The organism is [Zimmermannella] faecalis ATCC 13722 (assembly GCF_000381765.1).
Taxonomy (GTDB): domain Bacteria; phylum Actinomycetota; class Actinomycetes; order Actinomycetales; family Microbacteriaceae; genus Gulosibacter; species Gulosibacter faecalis.
In genome coordinates, this window is the sequence record NZ_KB907074.1 from 351,686 (window position 1) to 372,314 (window position 20,629).

At 67.8% G+C, this 20,629-nt stretch carries 21 protein-coding genes and 1 pseudogene; 17 read left to right on the top strand and 5 right to left on the bottom strand.

Features of this window, described 5'->3' with window-relative positions:
- Positions 1–25 precede the first annotated feature (25 nt).
- From G328_RS13715 to lnt, 11 genes are read left to right on the top strand one after another with little or no spacing between them, the layout of a single operon-like run.
- Complete coding sequence (locus G328_RS13715; protein ID WP_019617602.1) at positions 26–742, top strand: HAD family hydrolase; 717 nt, start codon at positions 26–28, stop codon at positions 740–742.
- A complete protein-coding gene (locus G328_RS0101645) occupies positions 739–1,785 on the top strand; it encodes a tRNA (adenine-N1)-methyltransferase (protein ID WP_019617603.1) in 1,047 nt (348 codons plus the stop codon). Before G328_RS13715 ends, G328_RS0101645 begins: the two co-directional genes overlap by 4 nt.
- The gene (locus G328_RS0101650; RefSeq protein ID WP_019617604.1) at positions 1,782–2,705 is read left to right on the top strand and encodes an FKBP-type peptidyl-prolyl cis-trans isomerase; all 924 of its coding nucleotides are present in this window, start codon (positions 1,782–1,784) and stop codon (positions 2,703–2,705) included. The genes G328_RS0101645 and G328_RS0101650 overlap by 4 nt, the downstream gene beginning before the upstream one ends.
- Entirely contained in the window at positions 2,702–3,661 is a 960-nt protein-coding gene (locus G328_RS13720; RefSeq protein ID WP_019617605.1) for an FKBP-type peptidyl-prolyl cis-trans isomerase, read from the top strand. Before G328_RS0101650 ends, G328_RS13720 begins: the two co-directional genes overlap by 4 nt.
- 11 nt (positions 3,662–3,672) lie before the next feature.
- Entirely contained in the window at positions 3,673–4,665 is a 993-nt protein-coding gene (locus G328_RS0101660; RefSeq protein ID WP_154651494.1) for a helix-turn-helix transcriptional regulator, read from the top strand.
- Entirely contained in the window at positions 4,662–5,630 is a 969-nt protein-coding gene (locus tag G328_RS0101665) for a helix-turn-helix transcriptional regulator (RefSeq protein ID WP_019617607.1), read from the top strand. Before G328_RS0101660 ends, G328_RS0101665 begins: the two co-directional genes overlap by 4 nt.
- A gap of 6 nt (positions 5,631–5,636) precedes the next feature.
- On the top strand, positions 5,637–6,020 hold the full coding sequence (locus G328_RS0101670; RefSeq protein ID WP_019617608.1) for a hypothetical protein: 384 nt from the start codon (positions 5,637–5,639) through the stop codon (positions 6,018–6,020).
- A gap of 3 nt (positions 6,021–6,023) precedes the next feature.
- On the top strand, positions 6,024–6,323 hold the full coding sequence (gene tatA / locus G328_RS0101675; RefSeq protein WP_019617609.1) for a Sec-independent protein translocase subunit TatA: 300 nt from the start codon (positions 6,024–6,026) through the stop codon (positions 6,321–6,323).
- A 3-nt stretch (positions 6,324–6,326) separates the two neighbouring features.
- Positions 6,327–7,151 (top strand): twin-arginine translocase subunit TatC, encoded by an 825-nt coding sequence (gene tatC / locus G328_RS0101680; protein WP_026339580.1) that lies wholly within the window; start codon positions 6,327–6,329, stop codon positions 7,149–7,151.
- Positions 7,148–9,559 (top strand): DEAD/DEAH box helicase, encoded by a 2,412-nt coding sequence (locus G328_RS0101685; RefSeq protein ID WP_019617611.1) that lies wholly within the window; start codon positions 7,148–7,150, stop codon positions 9,557–9,559. Before tatC ends, G328_RS0101685 begins: the two co-directional genes overlap by 4 nt.
- Positions 9,556–11,187, top strand: a complete 1,632-nt coding sequence (gene lnt / locus G328_RS13725; RefSeq protein WP_154651495.1) for an apolipoprotein N-acyltransferase — start codon at positions 9,556–9,558, stop codon at positions 11,185–11,187. The genes G328_RS0101685 and lnt overlap by 4 nt, the downstream gene beginning before the upstream one ends.
- A gap of 200 nt (positions 11,188–11,387) precedes the next feature.
- Here lnt and G328_RS13730 read toward each other — a convergent pair.
- Both G328_RS13730 and G328_RS0101700 read right to left on the bottom strand, forming a co-directional pair.
- Positions 11,388–11,732, bottom strand: a pseudogene (locus tag G328_RS13730) (RNA polymerase-binding protein RbpA); the annotation flags it as partial.
- A gap of 64 nt (positions 11,733–11,796) precedes the next feature.
- The gene (locus tag G328_RS0101700; RefSeq protein WP_019617614.1) at positions 11,797–12,549 is read right to left on the bottom strand and encodes a glycerophosphodiester phosphodiesterase family protein; all 753 of its coding nucleotides are present in this window, start codon (positions 12,547–12,549) and stop codon (positions 11,797–11,799) included.
- An 18-nt stretch (positions 12,550–12,567) separates the two neighbouring features.
- On the opposite strand from G328_RS0101700, the gene G328_RS0101705 reads away from it, so the two are divergent.
- Positions 12,568–13,344, top strand: a complete 777-nt coding sequence (locus G328_RS0101705) for an SDR family oxidoreductase (protein WP_019617615.1) — start codon at positions 12,568–12,570, stop codon at positions 13,342–13,344.
- Positions 13,345–13,397: 53 nt separating this feature from the next.
- Here G328_RS0101705 and G328_RS0101710 read toward each other — a convergent pair whose 3' ends face one another.
- Together G328_RS0101710 and G328_RS15600 are read right to left on the bottom strand one after the other, a co-directional pair.
- Positions 13,398–13,820 carry an SRPBCC family protein gene (locus G328_RS0101710; RefSeq protein WP_019617616.1) on the bottom strand — a complete coding sequence of 141 codons (423 nt, stop codon included), beginning with the start codon at positions 13,818–13,820 and terminating at the stop codon, positions 13,398–13,400.
- 89 nt (positions 13,821–13,909) lie between these two features.
- Positions 13,910–14,089 carry a hypothetical protein gene (locus G328_RS15600; RefSeq protein WP_019617617.1) on the bottom strand — a complete coding sequence of 60 codons (180 nt, stop codon included), beginning with the start codon at positions 14,087–14,089 and terminating at the stop codon, positions 13,910–13,912.
- Positions 14,090–14,329: 240 nt separating this feature from the next.
- Here G328_RS15600 and G328_RS0101720 point away from each other — a divergent pair, with 240 nt between their 5' ends.
- Genes G328_RS0101720 through G328_RS0101730 form a run of 3 tightly spaced genes read left to right on the top strand, consistent with a single transcriptional unit; the run spans position 14,330 to position 17,393 of the window.
- The gene (locus tag G328_RS0101720; RefSeq protein WP_019617618.1) at positions 14,330–15,292 is read left to right on the top strand and encodes an alpha/beta hydrolase; all 963 of its coding nucleotides are present in this window, start codon (positions 14,330–14,332) and stop codon (positions 15,290–15,292) included.
- Positions 15,289–16,731 (top strand): hypothetical protein, encoded by a 1,443-nt coding sequence (locus G328_RS0101725; protein ID WP_019617619.1) that lies wholly within the window; start codon positions 15,289–15,291, stop codon positions 16,729–16,731. The genes G328_RS0101720 and G328_RS0101725 overlap by 4 nt, the downstream gene beginning before the upstream one ends.
- A complete protein-coding gene (locus G328_RS0101730) occupies positions 16,728–17,393 on the top strand; it encodes a DUF6320 domain-containing protein (RefSeq protein ID WP_019617620.1) in 666 nt (221 codons plus the stop codon). Before G328_RS0101725 ends, G328_RS0101730 begins: the two co-directional genes overlap by 4 nt.
- Positions 17,394–17,405: 12 nt before the next feature.
- On the opposite strand, the gene G328_RS0101735 is transcribed toward G328_RS0101730, so the two are convergent.
- Complete coding sequence (locus tag G328_RS0101735) at positions 17,406–18,119, bottom strand: M50 family metallopeptidase (RefSeq protein WP_040904443.1); 714 nt, start codon at positions 18,117–18,119, stop codon at positions 17,406–17,408.
- Positions 18,120–18,183: 64 nt separating this feature from the next.
- Here G328_RS0101735 and G328_RS0101740 point away from each other — a divergent pair, with 64 nt between their 5' ends.
- On the top strand, positions 18,184–19,143 hold the full coding sequence (locus G328_RS0101740) for a DUF4031 domain-containing protein (RefSeq protein ID WP_019617622.1): 960 nt from the start codon (positions 18,184–18,186) through the stop codon (positions 19,141–19,143).
- A 13-nt stretch (positions 19,144–19,156) separates the two neighbouring features.
- Positions 19,157–20,611, top strand: a complete 1,455-nt coding sequence (locus G328_RS0101745; protein WP_235619835.1) for a S1C family serine protease — start codon at positions 19,157–19,159, stop codon at positions 20,609–20,611.
- Positions 20,612–20,629: the final 18 nt, after the last annotated feature.

Sequence of the window (20,629 nt, forward strand, 5' to 3'; positions counted from 1 at the left end):
CCCGCGATCGGTAGGATTGATGCCTATGACCGCCCGCGCACCCGTCGCCGTTCTCTGGGATATGGACGGCACCCTCGCCGACACCGAGCCGCACTGGCTTCGGGCGCAGTCGGCGCTCCTCGCGCGCCACGGACTGCCCGCCCTCACCCGCGAACAAGAGCTCAAACTCGTCGGCGCGTCTCCCGAGATCTCCGTGGGGATGTTCCAGCGTCTCGGCATGACGATTGACCCCGAAGTGATGCTCGATGAGGTCTACGACGACGTTTGTGAGAGCGTGGCCGACGGTGTGGCCTGGCGACCGGGCGCGGTCGAGCTCCTCGCCGACCTCAACGCGCACCGAGTGCCCACTGCGCTCGTCACGAATTCGAGTCGGCCCCTCGCCGACGTCGTGCTCGATCACCTCCATGGCGGCGAGTTCACGATCACCGTGACGAGCAGCGACGTGCGCCCCGGGAAGCCGGATCCCGCACCCTTCCTGTTCGCGGCCGCGCGACTCGGCGTCGACCCGGCCGACTGCCTCGTGATCGAAGACTCGATGAACGGGATTCGCGGCGCACTGGCCGCAGGCTGCGTGACCCTCGCGGTGCCGCACGGCATGCGCATCCCGCCGAGCCCCGACTATGTGCTGCGCGAGTCGCTGCGGGGCCTCGACTGGGCACATCTGCGCGACCTGTACGCCGCGTTCCGCGCACAACCGACCAACCCGACCGACGTATCCGATGCAGGAGCCCCCACCGAATGATTCAGTCGCCGCCGTCAGGCCCGTTTCGCGCCGGTGAGCGCGTGCAACTCACCGACCCGAAGGGGCGCCTCACGACCACCTGGCTCACCGACGGCGGGCGCGTGCACTCGCAGTACGGCACGATCGAGCACGCCGAAATCATCGGGCTGCCCGACGGCTCGGTCGTTACGTCGACCGGCGGGATGGAGTACCTCGCGCTGCGACCCCTGCTCACCGACGTCATCATGTCGATGCCGCGCGGCGCCGCGATCATCTATCCGAAGGACTCGGCGATGATTCTTGCGAAGGCCGACATTCGACCCGGCACGCGCGTTGTCGAGGCTGGTGTTGGGTCGGGCGCCCTCTCGCTCTGGCTCCTGCGCATGCTCGCAGGCGAAGGGGAACTGATCAGCTTCGAGCGCCGCGAGGAGTTTGCCGAAGTGGCGCGCGGGAACGTCGAGAGCGTCTTCGGTGGCCCGCCGAAAAACTGGCGCATCGCTATTGGCGACTTGCAAGAGGCCCTGCCACGGGAGTGCGAACCCGGTTCGGTTGACCGAGTCGTGCTCGACATGCTCGCGCCGTGGGAGTGCCTGCCAACCGTTGCCGAGGCACTCGTGCCCGGCGGCGTGCTGGTTTGCTACGTCGCGACGGTGACCCAGCTCTCGCGCGTCGCCGAAGCAATTCGCGAACATGGTGGCTTCACCGAGCCCGACGCCGACGAGACGATGGTGCGGGGATGGCACGTCGAGGGGCTCGCGGTGAGGCCAGACCACCGCATGGTGGCGCACACCGGATTCCTGCTCACCGCGCGCCGACTCGCGCCGGGCACGACCCTGCCGCTGAAGCGGCAGACCTCGAAGACGGCAGGCACTGACGCCGACCGCGAAGCCTGGACGCCGAGCGACGCCGATGCCTGGACGCCCGACGCGGTGGGGGAACGGCACGTCAGCGACAAGGTGCTCCGAAAGCGCGGGCGTGAGGCGCGGCGAGGCGCACAGCACGCGAGCCGGTCAGAAGGGGAGATACTGGATGCGACCGAAACAGAAGGACTTGATCACGCGTGATTGCACCACGACGCCTCGCCCGTATCGGCCTCGCCGGTAGCCTCATCATTCCCGCCGTCGCGCTGGCAGCCTGCGCGCAGGTGCCCTCGAGCGAGCTCGTGAGCTCGTGCACGCCAGCCGAGTCGGTTCAGGTGGAGCACACTGGCGGGAGCGGCACCGGCCCAGTCATCAACGACGGCGGTATCGCCGAGTTCACGTTCAGCGTCACCCTCGCGAACGGCACCGAGGTGTTCCCCGAGACGTCGATCAACCCCGATGCGAACGGCAACCCGCTGCCGGTGAATACCGCCGCGCTCGGCGACGCCGGCATGGTGGGCGTTGAAGAGGCGATGCAGTGCGCAACGAGCGGCGAACACATCACCGCGACGATGGAGCTGCAGCAGATCTTCTCGGGCGACATGTTCCAGTTCACCGAGGAGCAGCTCACGGCAACCGCGACGGTTGAGATCAATGTTGAACGGGTCTATCACTCGGCGGCCACCGGGAGCATCGCCCCGCAGCACAACGGTATTCCCGCGGTCGTGACGGCCCCCGACGGCACTCCCGGGGTGACGATGCCGAACGAGGCTGCGCCAACCGAGGTGCGGAGCGCGACGACGATCGCGGGGAACGGCCCGGCGCTCAAGGCCGGCGACACGATCACGGCCCAGTTCTCGGCGTTCGAATGGACGTCATCGACGCAGATCGCTACTTCGTGGGGCGGTAAGGCACCGATCCAGACTGAGATCGGTGCCGACAACGACGGGCTCTTCGGCGCGACAGCCGAACTCCAGGGCGTGCAGGTTGGCTCGCAGCGCGTCATTGTCGTGCCCGCCGCGACGGTGGCGGCGAACACCGCGGCTGGCACGATGCCGGTCGGGAACGGCGACGCGATCGTGCTCGTCATCGACATCCTCGGCTCGACCCCGGCCGAACAATGAGCGTCCGGCCCGGACACCGCACCCTCCGCGCCCTCGCGTGCGGCACGCTCGCGCTGCTCGCGCTCGTCGGGTGCGCATCCACCTCCACCACCACGACCGATTCGACGGCCGGGCCCGCCGAAGTCGTCTACGGCGGTGACCGGTTAACCGGCGTTGAAGTTGCGGGCGACCCCGGCCGTGAGCCGGAGGTGACCATCGCCGAACCGGCCGAGTTGACCGGCGACGAGACTGACATCCAGCGCGAGGTGGTCGTCGAGGGCGCAGGCGCGCCGCTCACCGAAGACGACACGGTTGTGGTCATCGTCGGCAGCTATTACGCCGAAGACGGCGACGCGCTCAGTGCGTACTCCTCGCTCGGGCCGGCAACGCAGCTTTCGAATCCCGAGCTGCCCGCATTCGTGAAACCCCTGTTCGTCGGCATCGCTGACGGCTCGCGCGTCGTCGCGTCGGTGCCGTTCGAGCTCGTCGCGGGGGAGGGGACGCAGGGCGACCCCGTGCTGATGGTCGCCGACGTCGTAAAGGTCGAACCCGGCGTCTCGGCCGACGGCCAACCAACCGGGGAGACCTTCGACTATGCAACCGTCTCGGCGACCGCCGGTGAACCGGAGGTGACGATCAACACCGATGCGGCCGACCCGACGGAGCAGCAGACCATCACCGTCCTGCAGGGCGATGGCGAGACGGTTGCCGACGGTGATACCGCGATCGTCCAATACTCGGGCTACCTGCTCGCCGATGGCTCGCGCTTCGACACGAGCTGGGATGCGGGCCTGCCGCCGGCATTCCCGACCTCGATGGTCGTCACGGGGTTCCGAGACGCGCTCGTCGGATCACAGGTCGGTTCCCGCATCGTCACCGTGTTTCCCTCCGACCTCGGATACGGAGACGAGGACTACGGCCCGATTCCGGGCGGGAGCACCCTCGTGTTCGTCGCCGATATCGTCGCGCTCGTGTAACCATGGCTGACGTGCTTAAGCCCCAACACGCCCGGCAAAACCAGCTGCTGCTGGCACTCATGCGGACAACGCGGCCGCTGTCGAGCAACGACCTGTTCGAGATTGTGCCGGGGTACCGCGATGACTATCTGCGCGATGGGCGAACTTCCGCACTCGAGAAGCGGCTCGAACGCGACCGCGCTGAGCTCGTTGCGAGCGGCTTCAACATCGCGACGGTGCCCGACCCCGAGGCGCCGGAGGATCGGGCGCGGTGGCGATTCCGGCTCGAGAACAGCGGACAAACGGTCGGTGTCGCCGAACTCGACGCGGCAGAGACGCTCCTCGCCGACCTCGCGTCTCGCGTGTGGCTCGACGCAGACCTCGCGGAAAACGCACGTCGCGGCTACCTGAAGCTGTTGCCCTCGGGGGAGGCGGGGGCGGCGGCGTTGCCGTCGCTGCCGACCGCGAGCGTCTCGACGCATCCCGCCTTTGCGCACTTGCGTGCGGCGCTCTCGCACGGCCGACGCGTCGAGTTCGACTACGTGAACCCGGGCAAGCGCGCCCCACTCACGCGACGAGTCGACCCGCTGCGGCTCGTGCTGCGCTCGGGGCGGTGGCTCCTGCACGCGTGGGATCTCGAGCGTGACGACTACCGCACGTATCTGCTCAATCGAATCTCGTCGCCCGTGTGCGAGATCGGCGACGTCGATGCGGCCCATACTCCCGACCCGAACTTCGAAGCGAATCTCGACGAGCTCGCCGCCAAGACGAGCGTGACGGTGCGCGTGCGGCCCGGCAGCGAGGCAGAGGCGAGGATGCGCGCCCGCGGCGGTGAGCCGGCCGACGAGAACGAGTTCGTTGTGCACGACTGGGACAGCGGGTTGCTCGCAGACGAGCTCGCGGGGCTCGCCCATGAGGCGACCGTCACCACCCCGGCCGAGACGCGTCGTGCGGTCATCGACCGGCTCGAGCTGGCGCTCGAATCGCATCGCGGCATCGGCGCGACAGGAGGAGACGAGGCATGACCGACCGGCCAGCGGACGCGCTCATGGTGTCGAGCCTGCTCGACGTCCTCCGCGCAAACCCGCACGGACTCGACCTCGGGGAGCTCGCTTCGAGCTTCTCCGAGTCGCCCGAGCGGATGCGTGGACTCATCGACTACGTGTGGTCGCTCGAGATTACGGATGCGTCGGGCCAGGTCGACCCGTCGCAGATGTTCGACTTCGACGCCGACGGCCTCGACGAAGACGAACCGTGGGTGAAGCTCACGCACGACCCGGTGCGTCCGGTCGCACGTAACTTCGATGCGAACGAACTCGCGCTCGTCTTGACGGGGCTCGAGGTGCTCCGCGAGGCTGCGGGGGTAGCGGATGCGGCACGCATCGACGCGCTGCACGCCAAGCTTCGCGGTGCGACTGGCCCCGAGGCCGCGAACCGTGGCGACGCGCGCGTCGACGCGCTCGGGGCGGCGATCACTGCCCGCCAGCGGGTGCGCATCACGTACAGCGCCGAGCAGTCGGAGGCACCGGTCGAGCGCGAGGTCGACCCGCTGCGGCTCGAGGCGCGCAATGGCTTCGTGTATCTCAACGCGTACTGTCACCTGCGGCACGACCTGCGCTGGTTCCGTGCCGACCGCATCCTCGAGCTTGAGCGGCTCGAGACGCCCGCCGAACCGCACAGCGCCGCGGACCGCGATCGCGGACTCGTGGTGACGGGGCGCGGACTCATCCCAGTCGACGTCGCTGTCGGGCCGGGCGCCGTTGCAGCCGTACGCCCGTATCTCGCGGGACGTTCGCTGCCGGCCGCCGACGCCGACGGCAAGATTCGACTACGGCTGAAGCTGCGGTCGGCCGGCGTGGCCGCGCGTCTCGCCGCCGAGCACGCCGGTGAGTTCGTTGTGGAGGGGCCGACCGCCGTGCGCGAACACGTCATGACTTGGCTCGAAGGGGCGCTCGCTCGTCAGCGCGACGGGGCCGACCGACTAGACTGAGGAACTATGCCGTGGTGGTCGTGGGTACTGATCTGGGCGGGGCTCGTCGCCCTGCTGCTTGTCGTGCTCGGCGTCGGCGCCGTATGGCTGTACCGCAAGGCGAAGGCCATGTTCGCGGAGCTCGATCGCCTCGACGAGGTCTCGGCGCAGGCCGCGCAACTCGCGGAGCAGGTTGACGCGGCACGTGAAGCGGCGTCAGCCGAACGAACACTGCCGCATATCCTCGGACCACACCGCGAAACTGCGCTCGCGTACCACCGCGCCGAGCGGGAGGCGCGCGCCGAACGCGTTGCCGAACGTCGTGAACGTCGAGTGGCGCGCGGACGCGCCCTCACGCACGCCGACCCGCTGCAGTACGCACACCTCCTCAACACGCCCACGAAGGGATAGCTCATGCCGAACCTGTCCGGATGGCACTTCGTCATCCTCCTGCTCATCATCCTGCTGCTGTTCGGCGCGCCGCGCCTGCCGAAGCTTGCCCGAAGCCTCGGGGAGTCGATGCGCATCTTCCGTGGCGAAGTGCGCAACATGAACGACGACGACAAGGCGGCGAAGGAGGGCTACGTCGCCGACGACGCGAGCACCAACTCGCAGTCGTCGACACAGGCGCCGACTACCCCGCCGGCCGACACGAGCAACGGCCCCGCGACACGGCCCGGCGACACCGACTCCACGACGCCGAACACCCGCTAAGCCGTGACCGCTCCGCAAAAGCAGCGGCGGAAGCGGCAGAAATACTCGTCGAAGTCAAATCCGCAGGGCAAGATGCGCCTTGCCGATCACCTGATCGAGTTCCGAAACCGCTTCATCATTTGCGCGCTCGCCATCATCGTGGCGATGATCGGCGGTTTCCTGCTCACCGACTTCGCCTTTGACGTTCTTCGTCGGCCCATCGACGTGCTCAACGAACAGCGTGACGGCGGGGTCTCGATCAACTTCGGCAATGTCACGACGGCGTTTGACCTTCGGCTGCAGGTGGCGCTGACCCTCGGCGTCGTGATCGCGTCGCCCGTTTGGCTGTATCAGGCGTGGATGTTCATGATGCCTGGGCTCCGTAAGGGCGAGCGGCGCTACGTGCTCGGCTTTCTGGGGGCTGCGATCCCGCTCTTTCTCGGTGGTAACGTGCTCGGCATCTTCATCATGCCGCGAATCATCGAGATGATGGCGACGTTCGTGCCGATCGAAGACACGATCTGGTACGACGCGAAGACGTACTACTCGTTCGTGCTCACGCTGTGCCTCGCCGTCGGCATTGCGTTCGTTGTGCCGGTGCTGCTCGTGATGTTGAACTTCGCCGGCATCCTCGAGGGCATGTCGATTCTCAAGGCATGGCGCTACGCCGTGCTCATCTGCGCTCTCTTCGGCGCTATCGCCACGCCCGCGGCCGACGTGCTCTCCATGTTCCTGCTCATGGTGCCCATGATCGTGCTCTACTTCCTCGCCGTCGGTATCGCGGTCTTGAACGACCGTCGGCGTCGCAAGCGTGACGAGAAGGAAGCGGCCGCTACGCTGAACGCATGACCTCCTCGAGCCCCGCCGAGCGGTATGCCCGCGCAGTCGCGCGAGCCGCGCATCCGAACGTCGAGCTCTTCCGAAGCCTGCAGCGCTTTGACCTCGACGCGTTCCAGCTCTCGGCGTGTGAGGCACTCGACCGGGGCAATTCGGTACTTGTCGCCGCGCCCACGGGCGCGGGCAAGACCGTCGTGGCGGAGTTCGCGGTGTTTCTTGCGATGCGCGACCCGAACGCGAAGATCTTCTACACGACGCCGATCAAGGCCCTCTCGAACCAGAAGTTCCAGGAGCTGGTCGCCGACTACGGTGCGAGCGAGGTCGGCCTACTCACGGGCGACGTCAACATCAACTCTCGCGCCCGCATCGTCGTCATGACGACCGAGGTGCTCCGGAACATGATCTACGCGGGCAGCGACCTGCTCGACGATCTCGCGTATGTCGTCATGGATGAGGTGCACTACCTCGCCGACCGGTTCCGTGGCGCCGTGTGGGAAGAGGTGATTATTCACCTGCCCAGCGAGGTACGGCTGATCTCGCTGTCGGCGACCGTCTCGAATGCCGAGGAGTTCGGTGACTGGCTGCAGGCCGTGCGCGGCGACACGGAGGTCATCGTCTCGGAGATTCGACCGACGCCGCTCTATCAGCACGTGCTCGTCGGGTCGCGCGTGTTCGACCTGTTCCGCACGAAGAACGATCGCATCACCGACCAGGTCAACCCCGAGCTCGTGAGCATCGCACAGGGGGAGCGGGGCGGTCGCGGGGCGAAGGGGCGCGGGCGGGGCCCGCGGGTGCAGCGCATCGATCGCGGCGCCATCATCGACTTGCTCGACGACGCCGAGCTGCTCCCCGCGATCTTCTTCATCTTCTCGCGCGCTGGCTGCGACGACGCGGTGCGGCAGGTTTCCGGATGGGGCATCAACCTCAATACGCGGGCCGAACGCGACGAGATTCGCGAGATTGTCGAGGAGCGCACCCGCACGATGCTCGACGAGGACCTCGCGGTGCTCGGGTTCTGGAAGTGGCGCGACGCGCTCGAGCGGGGAATCGCGGCCCACCACGCCGGCCTCTTGCCAGCGTGGAAGGAGATCGTCGAAGAGCTGTTCCAGCGGCGCCTCCTCAAGGTCGTGTTCGCGACCGAGACGCTCGCACTCGGCATCAATATGCCCGCCCGCACCGTCGTGCTCGACCGCCTCGAGAAGTTCAACGGCGTCTCTCGGGTGCCGATCACGCCGGGGGAGTACACCCAGCTCACGGGCCGCGCGGGGCGTCGTGGTATCGACCACGAGGGCCATGCCGTCGTGCTTTGGCGTGACGGGATGCAGCCGGAGGCGATCGCGGCGCTCGCCTCGCGCCGTTCGTATCCGCTCAACTCGTCGTTCCGCCCGACGTACAACATGACGGTCAACCTGCTCGACCGTTTTGGGCGGGACCGCACGCGACAGCTGCTCGAGTCGTCGTTTGCGCAGTTCCAGGCCGACCGCTCGGTGATTGACATCGCGCGTATGGTGCGTCAGCAGCGTGAGGCGCTCACGGGATACCTCGAGGCGATGCACTGCGAACGTGGCGACTTTCTCGAGTATTCGGGCCTGCGGCGGCAGCTCAGCGACGTCGAGAAGCAGAAGATCCACCCGGGCGATGCCGGGAGTCACGCCGCGCGCGAGGAGCGCAAGCAGCGGCTCGAGGCCCTCCGCCGAAAGCTGCAGCAGCACCCGTGCCACGAATGCCGGGAGCGCGAGGATCACGCCCGCTGGGCCGAGCGATACTGGCGGCTCGAGCGCGACACCGACCGGCTCGTGCGCGACATCGAGCGCCGTACGGGCGCCGTTGCGCGCACCTTCGACCGCCTGACCGAACTGCTACTCGACCGCGACTACCTGCGGCGAGGAGCTGACGGCGACCAGCTCGAGGTGACCGTGCACGGTAGCACACTCCAGCGCATCTATGGCGAGCGAGATCTGCTGACCGCCGAATGCCTGCGGCGCGAAGTTTGGCGGGAGCTCGACCCCGCCCAGCTCGCTGCGATCGCGAGCTGCCTTACGTTCGAGCCGCGTCGAGAGGAAGAGAATCCCCTCATGGGGCACATGCCCAAGGGCAACTTTCGGCCCGCGCTTGAACGGATGCAGGAACTCTGGCTCGAGCTTGACGAGCTCGAGGAGCGGCACGGCGTGCCACGCACGACCGAGCTGTCGACCGGGCTTGCGCCAGCCATGTACCGGTGGGCAAGCGGCGTGCCGCTCGATCGTGTGCTCGAGCGCACCGACCTCGCGGCCGGTGACTTTGTGCGGCAGGTTCGACAGGTGCTCGACGTGCTCGACCAGATCGGCAAGGCCGCGGGCGGCCGGATGGCGACCACGGCTGAGCAGGCACGTCAACTGATCCACCGGGGCATCGTCGCGTACTCGGGCACCCAGTCGTGAGGCGCGCACCCCTGGCCGAGGCGTCGACGCGGGCGCTCGACCTCCCCGCAGCCATGGCCGCGACACTCGCCGGATCGGGCGTGCTCGCCCTTGCCTTTCCCGACCGAGCCTGGTGGTGGTGCGCGCCCATCGGGATCGCCCTGCACCTGATCGCCCTTCGCGGGCAGCGACTGGGGAGGGCTGCCGGCCTCGGTTTCGCTGGCGGCCTGGTCTTCTACCTCTTGCACGTGCAGTGGACGTCGCTATTCCTCGGCCCCGTGCCCTGGGTTGCGCTGTCGGCGCTCATGGGGCTGTGGTGGCTCGTCGGCGGGATGCTGATCGCGGCCGCGTATCGGCGCCTTGGCCGCCTACCAGGGCGACTGGGTCGGTACGGGATGCTTCCGCTCGCGATCGCGGGGCTGTGGACGCTCCGTGAGACCCTCTCATCGGTGCTCCCGTACGGGGGATTCGCGTGGGGGCGAATTGCCCAATCGCAGTCGAACTCGCCACTCATCGAGCTCGTCTCGCTCGTGGGGTTCTCGGGGCTCACGTTCGCGATCGTGCTCTGGGTTGCCCTCGCGATTGAGGTGGTGGCACGTCGCCGCCGGTGGGGCGAGAATTCTGATGGGTGGCGGATCGGGGCGAGAATCACGGGGCTGGCGGCCGCGGCGGGCCTGCTCGCCGTCGTGCCGCAGTGGCCGACGGCGCACGGCGAGCCCGTGCGCATCCTCGCGGTGCAGGGGGATACGCCGGGCGCGAGCTATTTCATCCCGGCGGAGCGCGGGGAAATACTGCTCGCACACGCGCAGACGACGCTCGATGCGCTGGAGGATGCCGGTGACCTCGACCTCGTGCTCTGGCCGGAGGGATCGGTCGACGTCAGCCCGCTCGACAACTACGACGCCGAGGAGTTGCTGAACCTCATCGAAGAGCAGGCGGGCGCCCCGATCCTCATGAACACCGTCACGCGCACGGGTGACTATGACGACCCCGCGACGGAGTTCTTCAACTCGCAGCTGCTCTGGGACGCCGGCGGGGTGACCGAGCAATATGACAAGGCGCACCCGATCCCGTTCGGCGAGTACGTGCCCGACCGCGACTTCTTCATGGCGCTCGCCCCCGACCTCATTGGGCTCATTCAGCGCGGCTATTCGCCGGGAACGCTCCCAAACGTGCTCGAGGTGAACGGCACGGGCTACGGCGTGTTCATCTGCTACGACATCGTCGACGACTCGCTTGCCCGGGATGCGGCGCGCGGCGACGCGGGCGTGCTGCTCGCTCCGACGAACAATGCCGACTTCGGGCGAAGCGACGAATCAGCGCAACAGCTCGCGACCGCGCGGCTGCGCGCCGTCGAGGCCGGGAAGCCGCTCGTGCAGGCATCCACCGTCGGATGGAGCGCCGCCTATGCGGCCGACGGCACCGAACTCGCCGCACTCGACTGGTACGAGCCCGGGGCGTTCGTCGTCGAAGTACAGCCCGCCTCGGGGCTCACCCCCGCGACCGCGTTCGGCGAGGGAATCGACGTGCTGCTCGGGGGACTCGGGCTCGCGCTGCTGCTCGGCGCGCCCCGCGCGCTGCTGCCCGGCACGTCCCGCGCGCTGCAGTTCGGCGGGTCCCGCGGAAACGCAACGCGGGCGAACGGCTAAACCGTCCGCCCGCGTGTTCGCGAAGCGTGTGAAGGCGCGAGCTACTTCTTCTTCTTGCTCGCGGCCGGCTTCTTCTTGGCTTCCTTCGCCGCGGCTGCCTTCTCGGCGGCGGTCTGCGCCTTCGCGCGACCCTCGATCTCGATCACCGGCGCCGGGCTCTGCGACTTGCCCGCAGTGGGCTCGCGGCGCTGCGCGGTCGTGCCGCGGCGCTCGCGCAGGTAATCGAGACGGATCTGGAGTACCTCTTCGAGGTCCTCGACCGTGCGACGCTCGAGCAGCATGTCCCAGTGCGTGCGCTGCGGCTTCTGTTCGGGAGCCTCGTAGGGCACGATGTCACCCTCGGTGTCGAGGAGCCGGCCCTCGACACCCGTCTTCGGCGACGGCCACACCTCGGGCGCCTCGGCGTCGGCGGCGAAGGTCACGACGAAGCGTTCGCCGTCTTCGGTCTGGTACGTACGAAGCTGGTGGTCGACGAGCACCACGCCCTCGTCACTCTGCAGGCTCTGTGCGCCGAGGCGCATTCCGCGCAGGCTGCGATCTGCCATTGCATGGTTCCTTTCGTGGTCGTCGTGGGGTGCCGGCGCCCGCGGGCGCGCACACACCAACGTTCTATTGTGCCAGGAATTCCTGGGTGACGCCCGTCGCGAGGTCGCATCGGTCGGTCACGACCCCGTCGACCCCGAGCTCGAGCAGTTCGCGCTGTTCCTCGGGGTCATTGATGGTCCACACGTGCACCTCGCGCACGTACCGATGCCACCACTCGAGCCGCTCGGGCGTGACGAGGTCGAGTCCGGCCGCTCGCCGGGGAATCTGCACGGCGTCGCTGCGTCCGAGCGCTCTTGAGATTAACGCCGGCGAGCGAAGCTGCATTCCCGCGACAGCGGCGGAGATGCGTCGGCTGCTCGCGCCCTGCGCCGCGGCCGGTACGAGCATCCGCAGCTGCCGCGTCGTGGACTCCTGAAACGAGGTGAGGAGCACCCGGTCTTCTGCGCCGAGTTCCCGGACGGCGCGGGCGACCGACCCGGCCGCAGCGGGCGACTTCACGTCGATATTGAAGCGAGCGTGGGGGAGTGTTGCGAGGGTCTCCTCGACCGAACGGATCGTATGCCCGTCGACCCGCAGCGCTTGCAGGTCGGTGTAGCGCAACTGATCGATACGAGCAGGCTGTCCGTTCCATCTGGTGAGGTCGGCATCGTGCCAGAGCACGGCCGTGCCGTCGCTCGTGGCGTGCGCGTCGGTCTCAAGGTGCGTGACGCCGGTTGCGAGGGCGGCCTCGAACGCGGCGATCGTGTTTTCGGGCACGCCGAGTGCGAGTCCGCGATGGGCGAGGATGCGAGGGGCGGGCGGAGCGAAGTACGTCACCCGACTAGAATCGCCTGCATGGTTGACTCAACGCTGAATCCGCTCGCGCCCGGATCCCTCACTGACAAGCGCGTGCTCGTCACCGGCTCCTCGCGCGGAGTCGGAGCCGACACGATCCGCTACTTTGCCGATGCCGGCGCGAAGGTGGTCGTGAATTACCGCAATAAGGCCGCTCGTGCCGACAAGCTCGTCGACGAGATCGTCGCTGCGGGTGGTACGGCGATCGCGGTGGGGGCTGACCTCACCGACGACGCGAGCGTCGCCGACCTCATGTCGACGGTCGAGGAGGCCTACGGCGGGCTCGACATCCTCGTGCTCAACGCCTCGGGCGGCATGGAAGCGAACATGGGGGAGGACTACGCGCTCCGCCTGAACCGCGACGCGCAGGTCTCGGTGCTGACGGCCGCGCGCCGCCTCATGGCGCCCGGCGCCCGCGTCGTTTTCGTCACGAGCCATCAGGCCCACTTCATCCGCACGACCCCGACGATGCCCGAGTACGAGCCGGTGGCACTGTCGAAGCGGGCCGGCGAGGATGCGCTGCTCGAGCTCGTGCCGAGCCTCAGTGAGGACGGAATCGACTTCGTCGTCGTGTCGGGCGACATGATTGAGGGTACGATCACGGCGACGCTGCTGAACCGCCTTAACCCCGGGGCCATCGCGGCCCGGCGCGAAGAGGCTGGCAAGCTGTACAATGTCGCGGAGTTCGCTGCCGAGGTTGCCGCCGCCGCGGTCGAGCCGGTGCCGAGCGACAACCTGCGCCTGGTCGGCGACGTGTCGAGCTTCGGCGTCGAGTAGGTCGCCTCGAGAGTTGGCAGAGCGGGCCGGGGGAGCACCTCGGCCCGCTCTCGCTATTTCGCCAGGTGTGTATCGAGTGCGGCGAGCACCTCGCGCCAGCCGTCGCGAATCTCAGTGACCATCACTGCCGAGAGCGCGTCATCGGTTGCCTCCTCGACGAGGCGGAGCCGCGACTTGTGCTTGAGCTGGCTAAACAGCAGCGTCACGCGGGTGTCGACGTCTCGAGGCTCGGCGTGGGCAGCGATCACCAGCCGTTCGTGCTCGTCGCACTTGAGGACTTTGCCGGTGAGGGTTCGATCACGCTTCTTTTTTGGACGGGGTGTGCTAAGGTGAATCGAACCGCCTTTGTGCGCGTCGATGTGGCCGCCGTAGGGCCACCAGCTCGCAAACTCATCGGCATCAACGATTGCTTGCCACACCCGCTCGACGGGCACCGTGAATCGCAGTGAGATATCGACGGCGGATGAGTACGACACGCGAACTCCTTCGAGACGCTATTGCGGTGAACTGGCACGCGCCCCTGATTCTGTGGAATCAAGGGCGCGATGAGCGAGGACTGTGGTGGCTACTTGCGGCTGTGGCCGACGATCTGCCACGGAATGAAGAACGCGAGGGCGTTGAGCAGCACACCGCCGATAAAGACGAGCATCGAGAGCGTGTCGTTCGGCATCTGGAACGCGAGTCCGTAGCACCAGAGTCCAGCAATGAATACGAGAATGCTGAAGAAGGCGATGACGTAGTTCACTGCGGTGCTCCCTGGGTCGACGAAAGCTCGGATTGCGGTAAAAATCGTCGGCATGGCCGACACGTCAATACTACGCGATCCCGCGAGGCTGCTGTGACGGCGCGCCCCGCTGCTGATATCCGATAATGCACATTATGTCATTTACGACCTGACTTGGCAGGGCGGATTCGACGTCGTTGGCGATCCCTCGGCCCACTCCGGCTCCCCTGGCGTCACAATGGCAGGTATGACATCCGCAGCATGCCAAAGGTCGCGCCCTTGAACCGCGTCTCGCGAGCAATCCTTGGGCTCTTCGCGGCGCCGCGGGTCAATATGCGCGAGGACTATGGCAAGGTGCGACGCCTGCAGCGCCGAATCGCGTCGGTGTGGCGTCCGCGGCTGCGCAATTCGTATCGGCAGACCGCGACGCGTGTCGACGGTCGCCAGGTGTCGGTGCGAATCTTCCAGCCCGCCGAACGCAACGGCGACGACGTGCTGCTGTTCTTTCACGGCGGCGGCTGGGTTACCGGCGACATCGAGACCTATACGCCAACGTGTGCCGCCATGGCTGACCTCACGGGCTGTGTTGTCGCATCGGTGAACTACCGACTCGCGCCCGAGTATCCCTACCCCGCCGGCTTTGACGACTGCTATCAAGTTACGCGACAGCTGTTGGATTCACCCGGTCGCGCCGGCATCGACGACGTGCGCAACATCGTGCTCATCGGCGACTCGGCCGGTGCGAACCTCGCCGCCGCCGTCTCACTCCGGCTGCGCGACGAGGGCCATCGGGGCGTCGGCCGCCAAATTCTGCTCTACCCCGTGACGCACTGGGATCACGACCCCGCAACGTCGCCCTTCGACTCGGTGCGCGAGCACGGGACTGGCTATCGCCTCACGAACGCCGAGGTCGACGACTACTTCGATCTCTACGTTCCCGACCCGAAGCTGCGCCGCTCCCCCTATGTCGCGCCACTCGAAGCCCCCGACCTCTCGCACCAGCCGAAGACCCTCGTGATCACCGCCGAGCGCGACCTACTTTGCGACGAGGGCGAGGCGTACGCGCAGGCGCTCGAACAAGCCGGAAACGAAGCACTCGTGCACCGGGTACCCGAGGCGCTCCACGGGTTCATTCAGCTCCCCCGGTTCGCCCGGCCAATGCGTGACGCGTACGAGGTGATCAACGCGTTTCTCGATGAAGATCGTGGGCAGGCTCAGCCATGACGAAACCGCAGCGACCGCCGCGCGACTGGGTGCGCCTCGACAATGCGTCAAACATCTTCCTCGCCGCGCGCACCGAGGTCGACCCGAAGGTGTTTCGCATGAGCGTCGAGATCGACCACGAGGTCGATCCGCAGCTCCTCCAGTCGGCCCTCGACGACACGTTCGAACGGTTCCCGCTCTACCACGCGGTTATGCGACGCGGCGTGTTCTGGTACTACCTCGAAGACAGCGATCTGCGCCCCGTCGTCGAACCGGACACCGAGGTGACCTGCTCCCCCATCTACCGATCGGATCGCCGAAACCTGCTGTTTCGTGTGCGCTATCACGGCCGGCGCATCTCGCTCGAGCTGTTTCATGCGCTCTCTGATGGCACCGGCGCCCTGTGGTTCCTCTCCGACCTCGTGACGAACTACCTGCGTGCACGTCCGGATGCGCGGCCCGAGACCGCGGGTTTCGACGCGGTTGATGCCGCCTGGCCCGACGACCGAGCCGAGCAGGTGCACGGGCTCATCCCCGACAGCTTTGGTCACCACTTTGCCCGTCGGCGGCGGGAGTCGCGGGAGGCACCCGGTGACACCGACTTCGATCGTGCCGCGGCGGGCGCCACGGTGGACACTGCGACGGCGCCCACTTCCGTTCCGCCGCGTGCACGGCATCCCCTGCGCGAAGCGGTCAGGGGTGGCGCCCGCAGCGTGCTGCGCGTGCGCGGCACCCGCACGCCAGACAACCGCACGCGCCTCGTCGAACTCACGCTGCCCGCCGCGCAGGCACTTGCGCTCGCGCGCCGCGAACGCGTGTCACTCACGATGTATCTCACGGCCCTGTTCTTCGAGTCGGTGCGAGCGACGGCGGAGGCAGCGGATACCGCCGACACGCTCGCCGCATCGGTGCCGGTGAATCTGCGGCAGTTCTTCGAGTCGACGTCGGCGCGCAACTTCTTTGCGACGGTGCGGATCGAGCACACCTATGGCGACGGCGATGACAGTGTTGGCGGCGTCGCCCGCGCGCTCGAGGCGCAGTTTCGTCCGAAGGCGAGTCGCGAGGCCCTTGAAAGAAAACTGCAGAAGCTCATTCGCGCGGAACGCGCGCCGCTCCTGCGGGTTGTGCCGCGACCGCTAAAGGATGCGCTGCTGCGGCTCATCAACCTTGGGAACAACCGCGGCCTCACGGTTGCGGTGTCGAACCTCGGCCGCGTAACGCTGCCCTCCCCCGGAGACGCGCGCATCCGGCGCATGTTCTTTCACGTGTCCGCGGTACGCCCGCAGTTCTGCGCGATTAGCCACGGCGAGACACTCACCGTCTCGTTCACGTCACCGTTCGTTGAGACCGATCACGTGCGCGAATTTGCCCGACACCTCACGCGGGAGGGCGTCTACGTCACCGTCGCGGCGGTGCCCGTCACCGAGCTCGAGGTTGCGGAACTCGAGGCAGACGTATGAGGCGCTGCGAAGACTGCGGAGTCGACGTCGAGGGGACGTGGCCCGGCTGCCCCCTGTGCGGAGCGCCCATCGCCGGCCCGGCGAGTGCGAACCCGCTCGCCGTCGTGCCGCTGGAGTTCTCTCGACGGCGCCTGTTCCAGGGCCTGCTACTCGGCTCTCTCGCGGTCATCTTGCTCTCGTTCGCGGCGCAGCTGCTTTTCCCACACGAGCTCGCGAGCCTCGGCACTACCCGGTCGATCTGGCTCGGGGTCTGCGCGGTCTGGCTCATCGTGCTCACCGCGGTGCGCAAGCGACGAAACGTCGCAAAGACAACCGTCTACCTCGTCATCATTTCGAGCCTCGTGTGCGTCTACTGGGACTATCTCACCGACTGGCACGCGTGGTCGCTCACATACACCGTGCCGATCCTCTGCGGTGCCGCCGCCCTGGGCCTACTCAGCACGGTTCGGCTCGCGCGCATCGAGGTCGGCGAACACCTCGTCTACAGCGCGATTACGGTGTTGCTCGGGCTCGCGCCGATCCTCTTCGCGGCGCTCGGGTGGACGACGAATCCCGTGCCGTCGGTGATTTGCGGTGCGATCAGCTGCGCGGTGATTGCACCGATTCAACTGCTGCGTGGCCGGGCGATGCGCCACGAACTCGGCAAGCGCCTCCACCTCTGAGCCGCGTCGGCGCTACGGGCGCACGAGCGGCCACACCTCGAGCACGCACAGTGCGGTCGCGGCGAGGCAGACGAGGGCGAATGACGCGTTCCACACGAGCGCCGGTACGCGCGTGAGCTGCGCGAGCACCGCGGGGTCACTCGTCGAGTTCCGGCTCCCCCACACCGCGCCAAGGTGGCGCCACGCGCCAACCACGAGCACGAGGCCGACCGCGAGGAGGGTCGCGGCCTGCACGTCGTCGTCGCCCCACCACCACAGGGCTCCGACGGCGCAGATGCTCGCGAGCATGACGAGCAGCGTGAGCCAGGAACGCACACGGACGAGCGACACGAGCAGCACGCCGAGCATCACCGTGAGCGCCGGTGCCGACCAACCCACTCCGCCGAGCCACACGAGCGCCGCACCGACGATCGCCGGGGCGGGATACCCGGCCCAGGTCGTGAGCGCACGCTCGGCTCCGCGTGCCGGACCGCTCGTGACCGCGTGCCCCGACATGTCGCCGTTCAGTACGAAGCCCGTGAACTTGCGGCCGACGAGCATCCCGACCATGGCATGCCCAAGCTCGTGCACGAGCGTGACCGCGATGCGCAGGATGCGCCACAGCGCCGGTACGCCGACCGCGGCGGCCGCGGCAACCAGCGCAACGAGGAGCACCGTGCCGTGCAGTTGCGGCGGGGCCTCGGCGGCCACGATGCGGCTCCAGACCTCGGCCAGCCACGAACGCATCGAATCATTCACGACGCCCGACGGTAGCGAACGATCCTGCGCACGGCCCGCTATCGTCGGTGAAATGACGGTGCTCATCGATCCGGCCCGCTGGCCCGCCCACGGCACGACCTGGGCACACCTCGTGTCCGACACCTCTCTTACCGAGCTTCACGCGTTTGCCCGTTCGCAGGGCCTCGCGCGCCGACGCTTTGACCTCGACCACTATGATGTGCGCGTCGATGAGGTTTCGCGGCTCGTCGCGGCGGGCGCCGAGCCGGTGACCGGACACGAACTCGCGCGACGACTCGAACAATCGGGACTACGAATCCCACAGGCGAAGCGCACGGCGGCGCGGCCCGAGGCGCGCCTCGCCGAATTGCGCGTCTGGTGGGACGAGCTTCGTGAGGCTGGCCGCCCAGCGGTGGATACGCGTGCGTGGGACGACGCGGGCGAACGGCTCCTCGCGCGGTGGGCGGAACCGCACCGGGGCTACCACAGCGTCGAGCACCTGCACGAGGTGCTCCTGCACCTCGACCTCCTGGCGACGTGCGGCGAGCCGCTCCCCCGCGAGGCGCTGCTCGCAGCCTGGTTCCACGACGCGGTGTACGACGGTCGACCCGGTGAGGACGAGCGGCGCTCGGCCGATCTCGCCCGCGACGAACTCTCGGCGCTCGGGGAACTTCCTGCCGTGACCGATGCCGTGCATCGGCTCATCCTGAGCACCGACCCCGGTGTGCCGCCCGACACCGTCCTCGAACCCGGCGACGCCCACGCCGCAGCGATGCTCGGCGACGCGGATCTCGCGATACTGGCGGCCCCGACGGAGCGGTACGACGAGTACGTTCGAGGCGTGCGACGCGAGTACGCGCACGTCGCCGACGATGCATTCGTCGAGGCCCGACTCGCCGTGTTGCAAGAACTTCTCGACCGGCGGGAACTTTTCGGTACCTCCGCCGCATCCAAGCTCTGGGATCAGCGTGCTCGCACGAATCTCGCAACAGAAATTCGCCTTCTTACCGAAAAACGCCCAGCCGGGCGGTGATTGGATTCACTCCATGTCCGAAGAACACACCGGAGCCAACAAATTCGGCGATATGCCGGCCCTCCCACCGATCGGCTCCTCGACACCCCCTGCTGCGACACCCCCTGCTGCGACACCCGAGGACCCCCAACCGGAGCACGAATCCTCCGACCGTGAAGGCGCGAACCCGTACGAGCGGAACTCCTACGGGCCCGGCTCGTATCAACAGCCCGCGACCGGCTGGTACGGAGTTCCGCCGGCAGGGCAGGCGGCGACGCAGCGCCTCGACGTGACCGAGGAGGCAGGGCACGGGCAGCAGTCCGGCCCCGAGCCCGCGGTGCAGTTCCCGGCTCCAGAGACGAGCCACACCGGAACAGTGGCGGCTCGGAAGCCCAAGAAGCCCCTCGGCACCGGCGCCGTGATCGGGATCGCGGCGGCAACCGCGTTGATCGTCGGCGTCGGCAGCGCGGTCGGCACCTGGGCACTCCTGCCGAGCGGCGGAGTCTCGGGCGGGTCGACGAACACGGTCATGCAGGCCGATGCGAACGACACGAACTGGACGGCGGTCGCGAGCGAGATCGAGAACTCGGTGGTCTCCATTCAGGTCGAGACCTCGCAGGGCACGAGCCAGGGCTCCGGCGTGGTCTGGGACAACGAGGGCCACATCGTTACGAACAACCACGTCGTCGAGGGCGCGGGCGACGGCGGCAGCGTCACGATTACGGTCGGCAACCGGGGCTACGAGGCGACGGTGCTTGGCACCGACCCCGCCACCGATCTCGCCGTCATCAAGGTCGAAGACGCGACCGATGCGCTCGTGCCGATCACGCTCGGCGACTCCGATGCCCTCGAGGTCGGCGACGGCGTCATGGCAATCGGCTCGCCGCTCGGGCTCTCGGGCTCCTACACGACGGGCATCGTTTCGGCGCTGAACCGGCCCGTGACCACCGGCGAGGTGAGCGGCAACTCGGTCGTCACGAACGCGATTCAGACGTCGGCAGCGCTCAACCCCGGCAACTCGGGCGGCGCGCTCGTCGACGCGACCGGGCAGCTCGTCGGCATCAACTCCTCGATCGCGACGCTCGGGAGCACGGATGCGTCGGGCGCCTCGGGCAGCATCGGCATCGGCTTCGCGATCCCGGTCGCGCTCGTGCAGAACGTCGCGTCGCAGCTCATTGAATCGGGCACGGTCGAGCACGCGTGGCTCGGCACAGCGAATGTCGACGGACAGGCGAGCTTCGAGGGCAGCGTGATTCTCGGTGCCGAGGTCAAGGAGATCACGGCCGACGGCCCGGCCGACGAGGCGGGCATCGAAGAGGGCGACCTCATCGTCGGGGTGAACGGCCAGGACGTCTCGAGCTCGTCGAGCCTCGTCGGCGCGGTGCGGACACTCACGGCGGGCGACACCGCGACGCTCACGATCATCCGCGACGGCAAGCAGACTGAGATCGACGTGAAGCTCGGGGTGTCGCCAACGCTGAACGGCTAGGCGCCCGCGGCGAGGCAA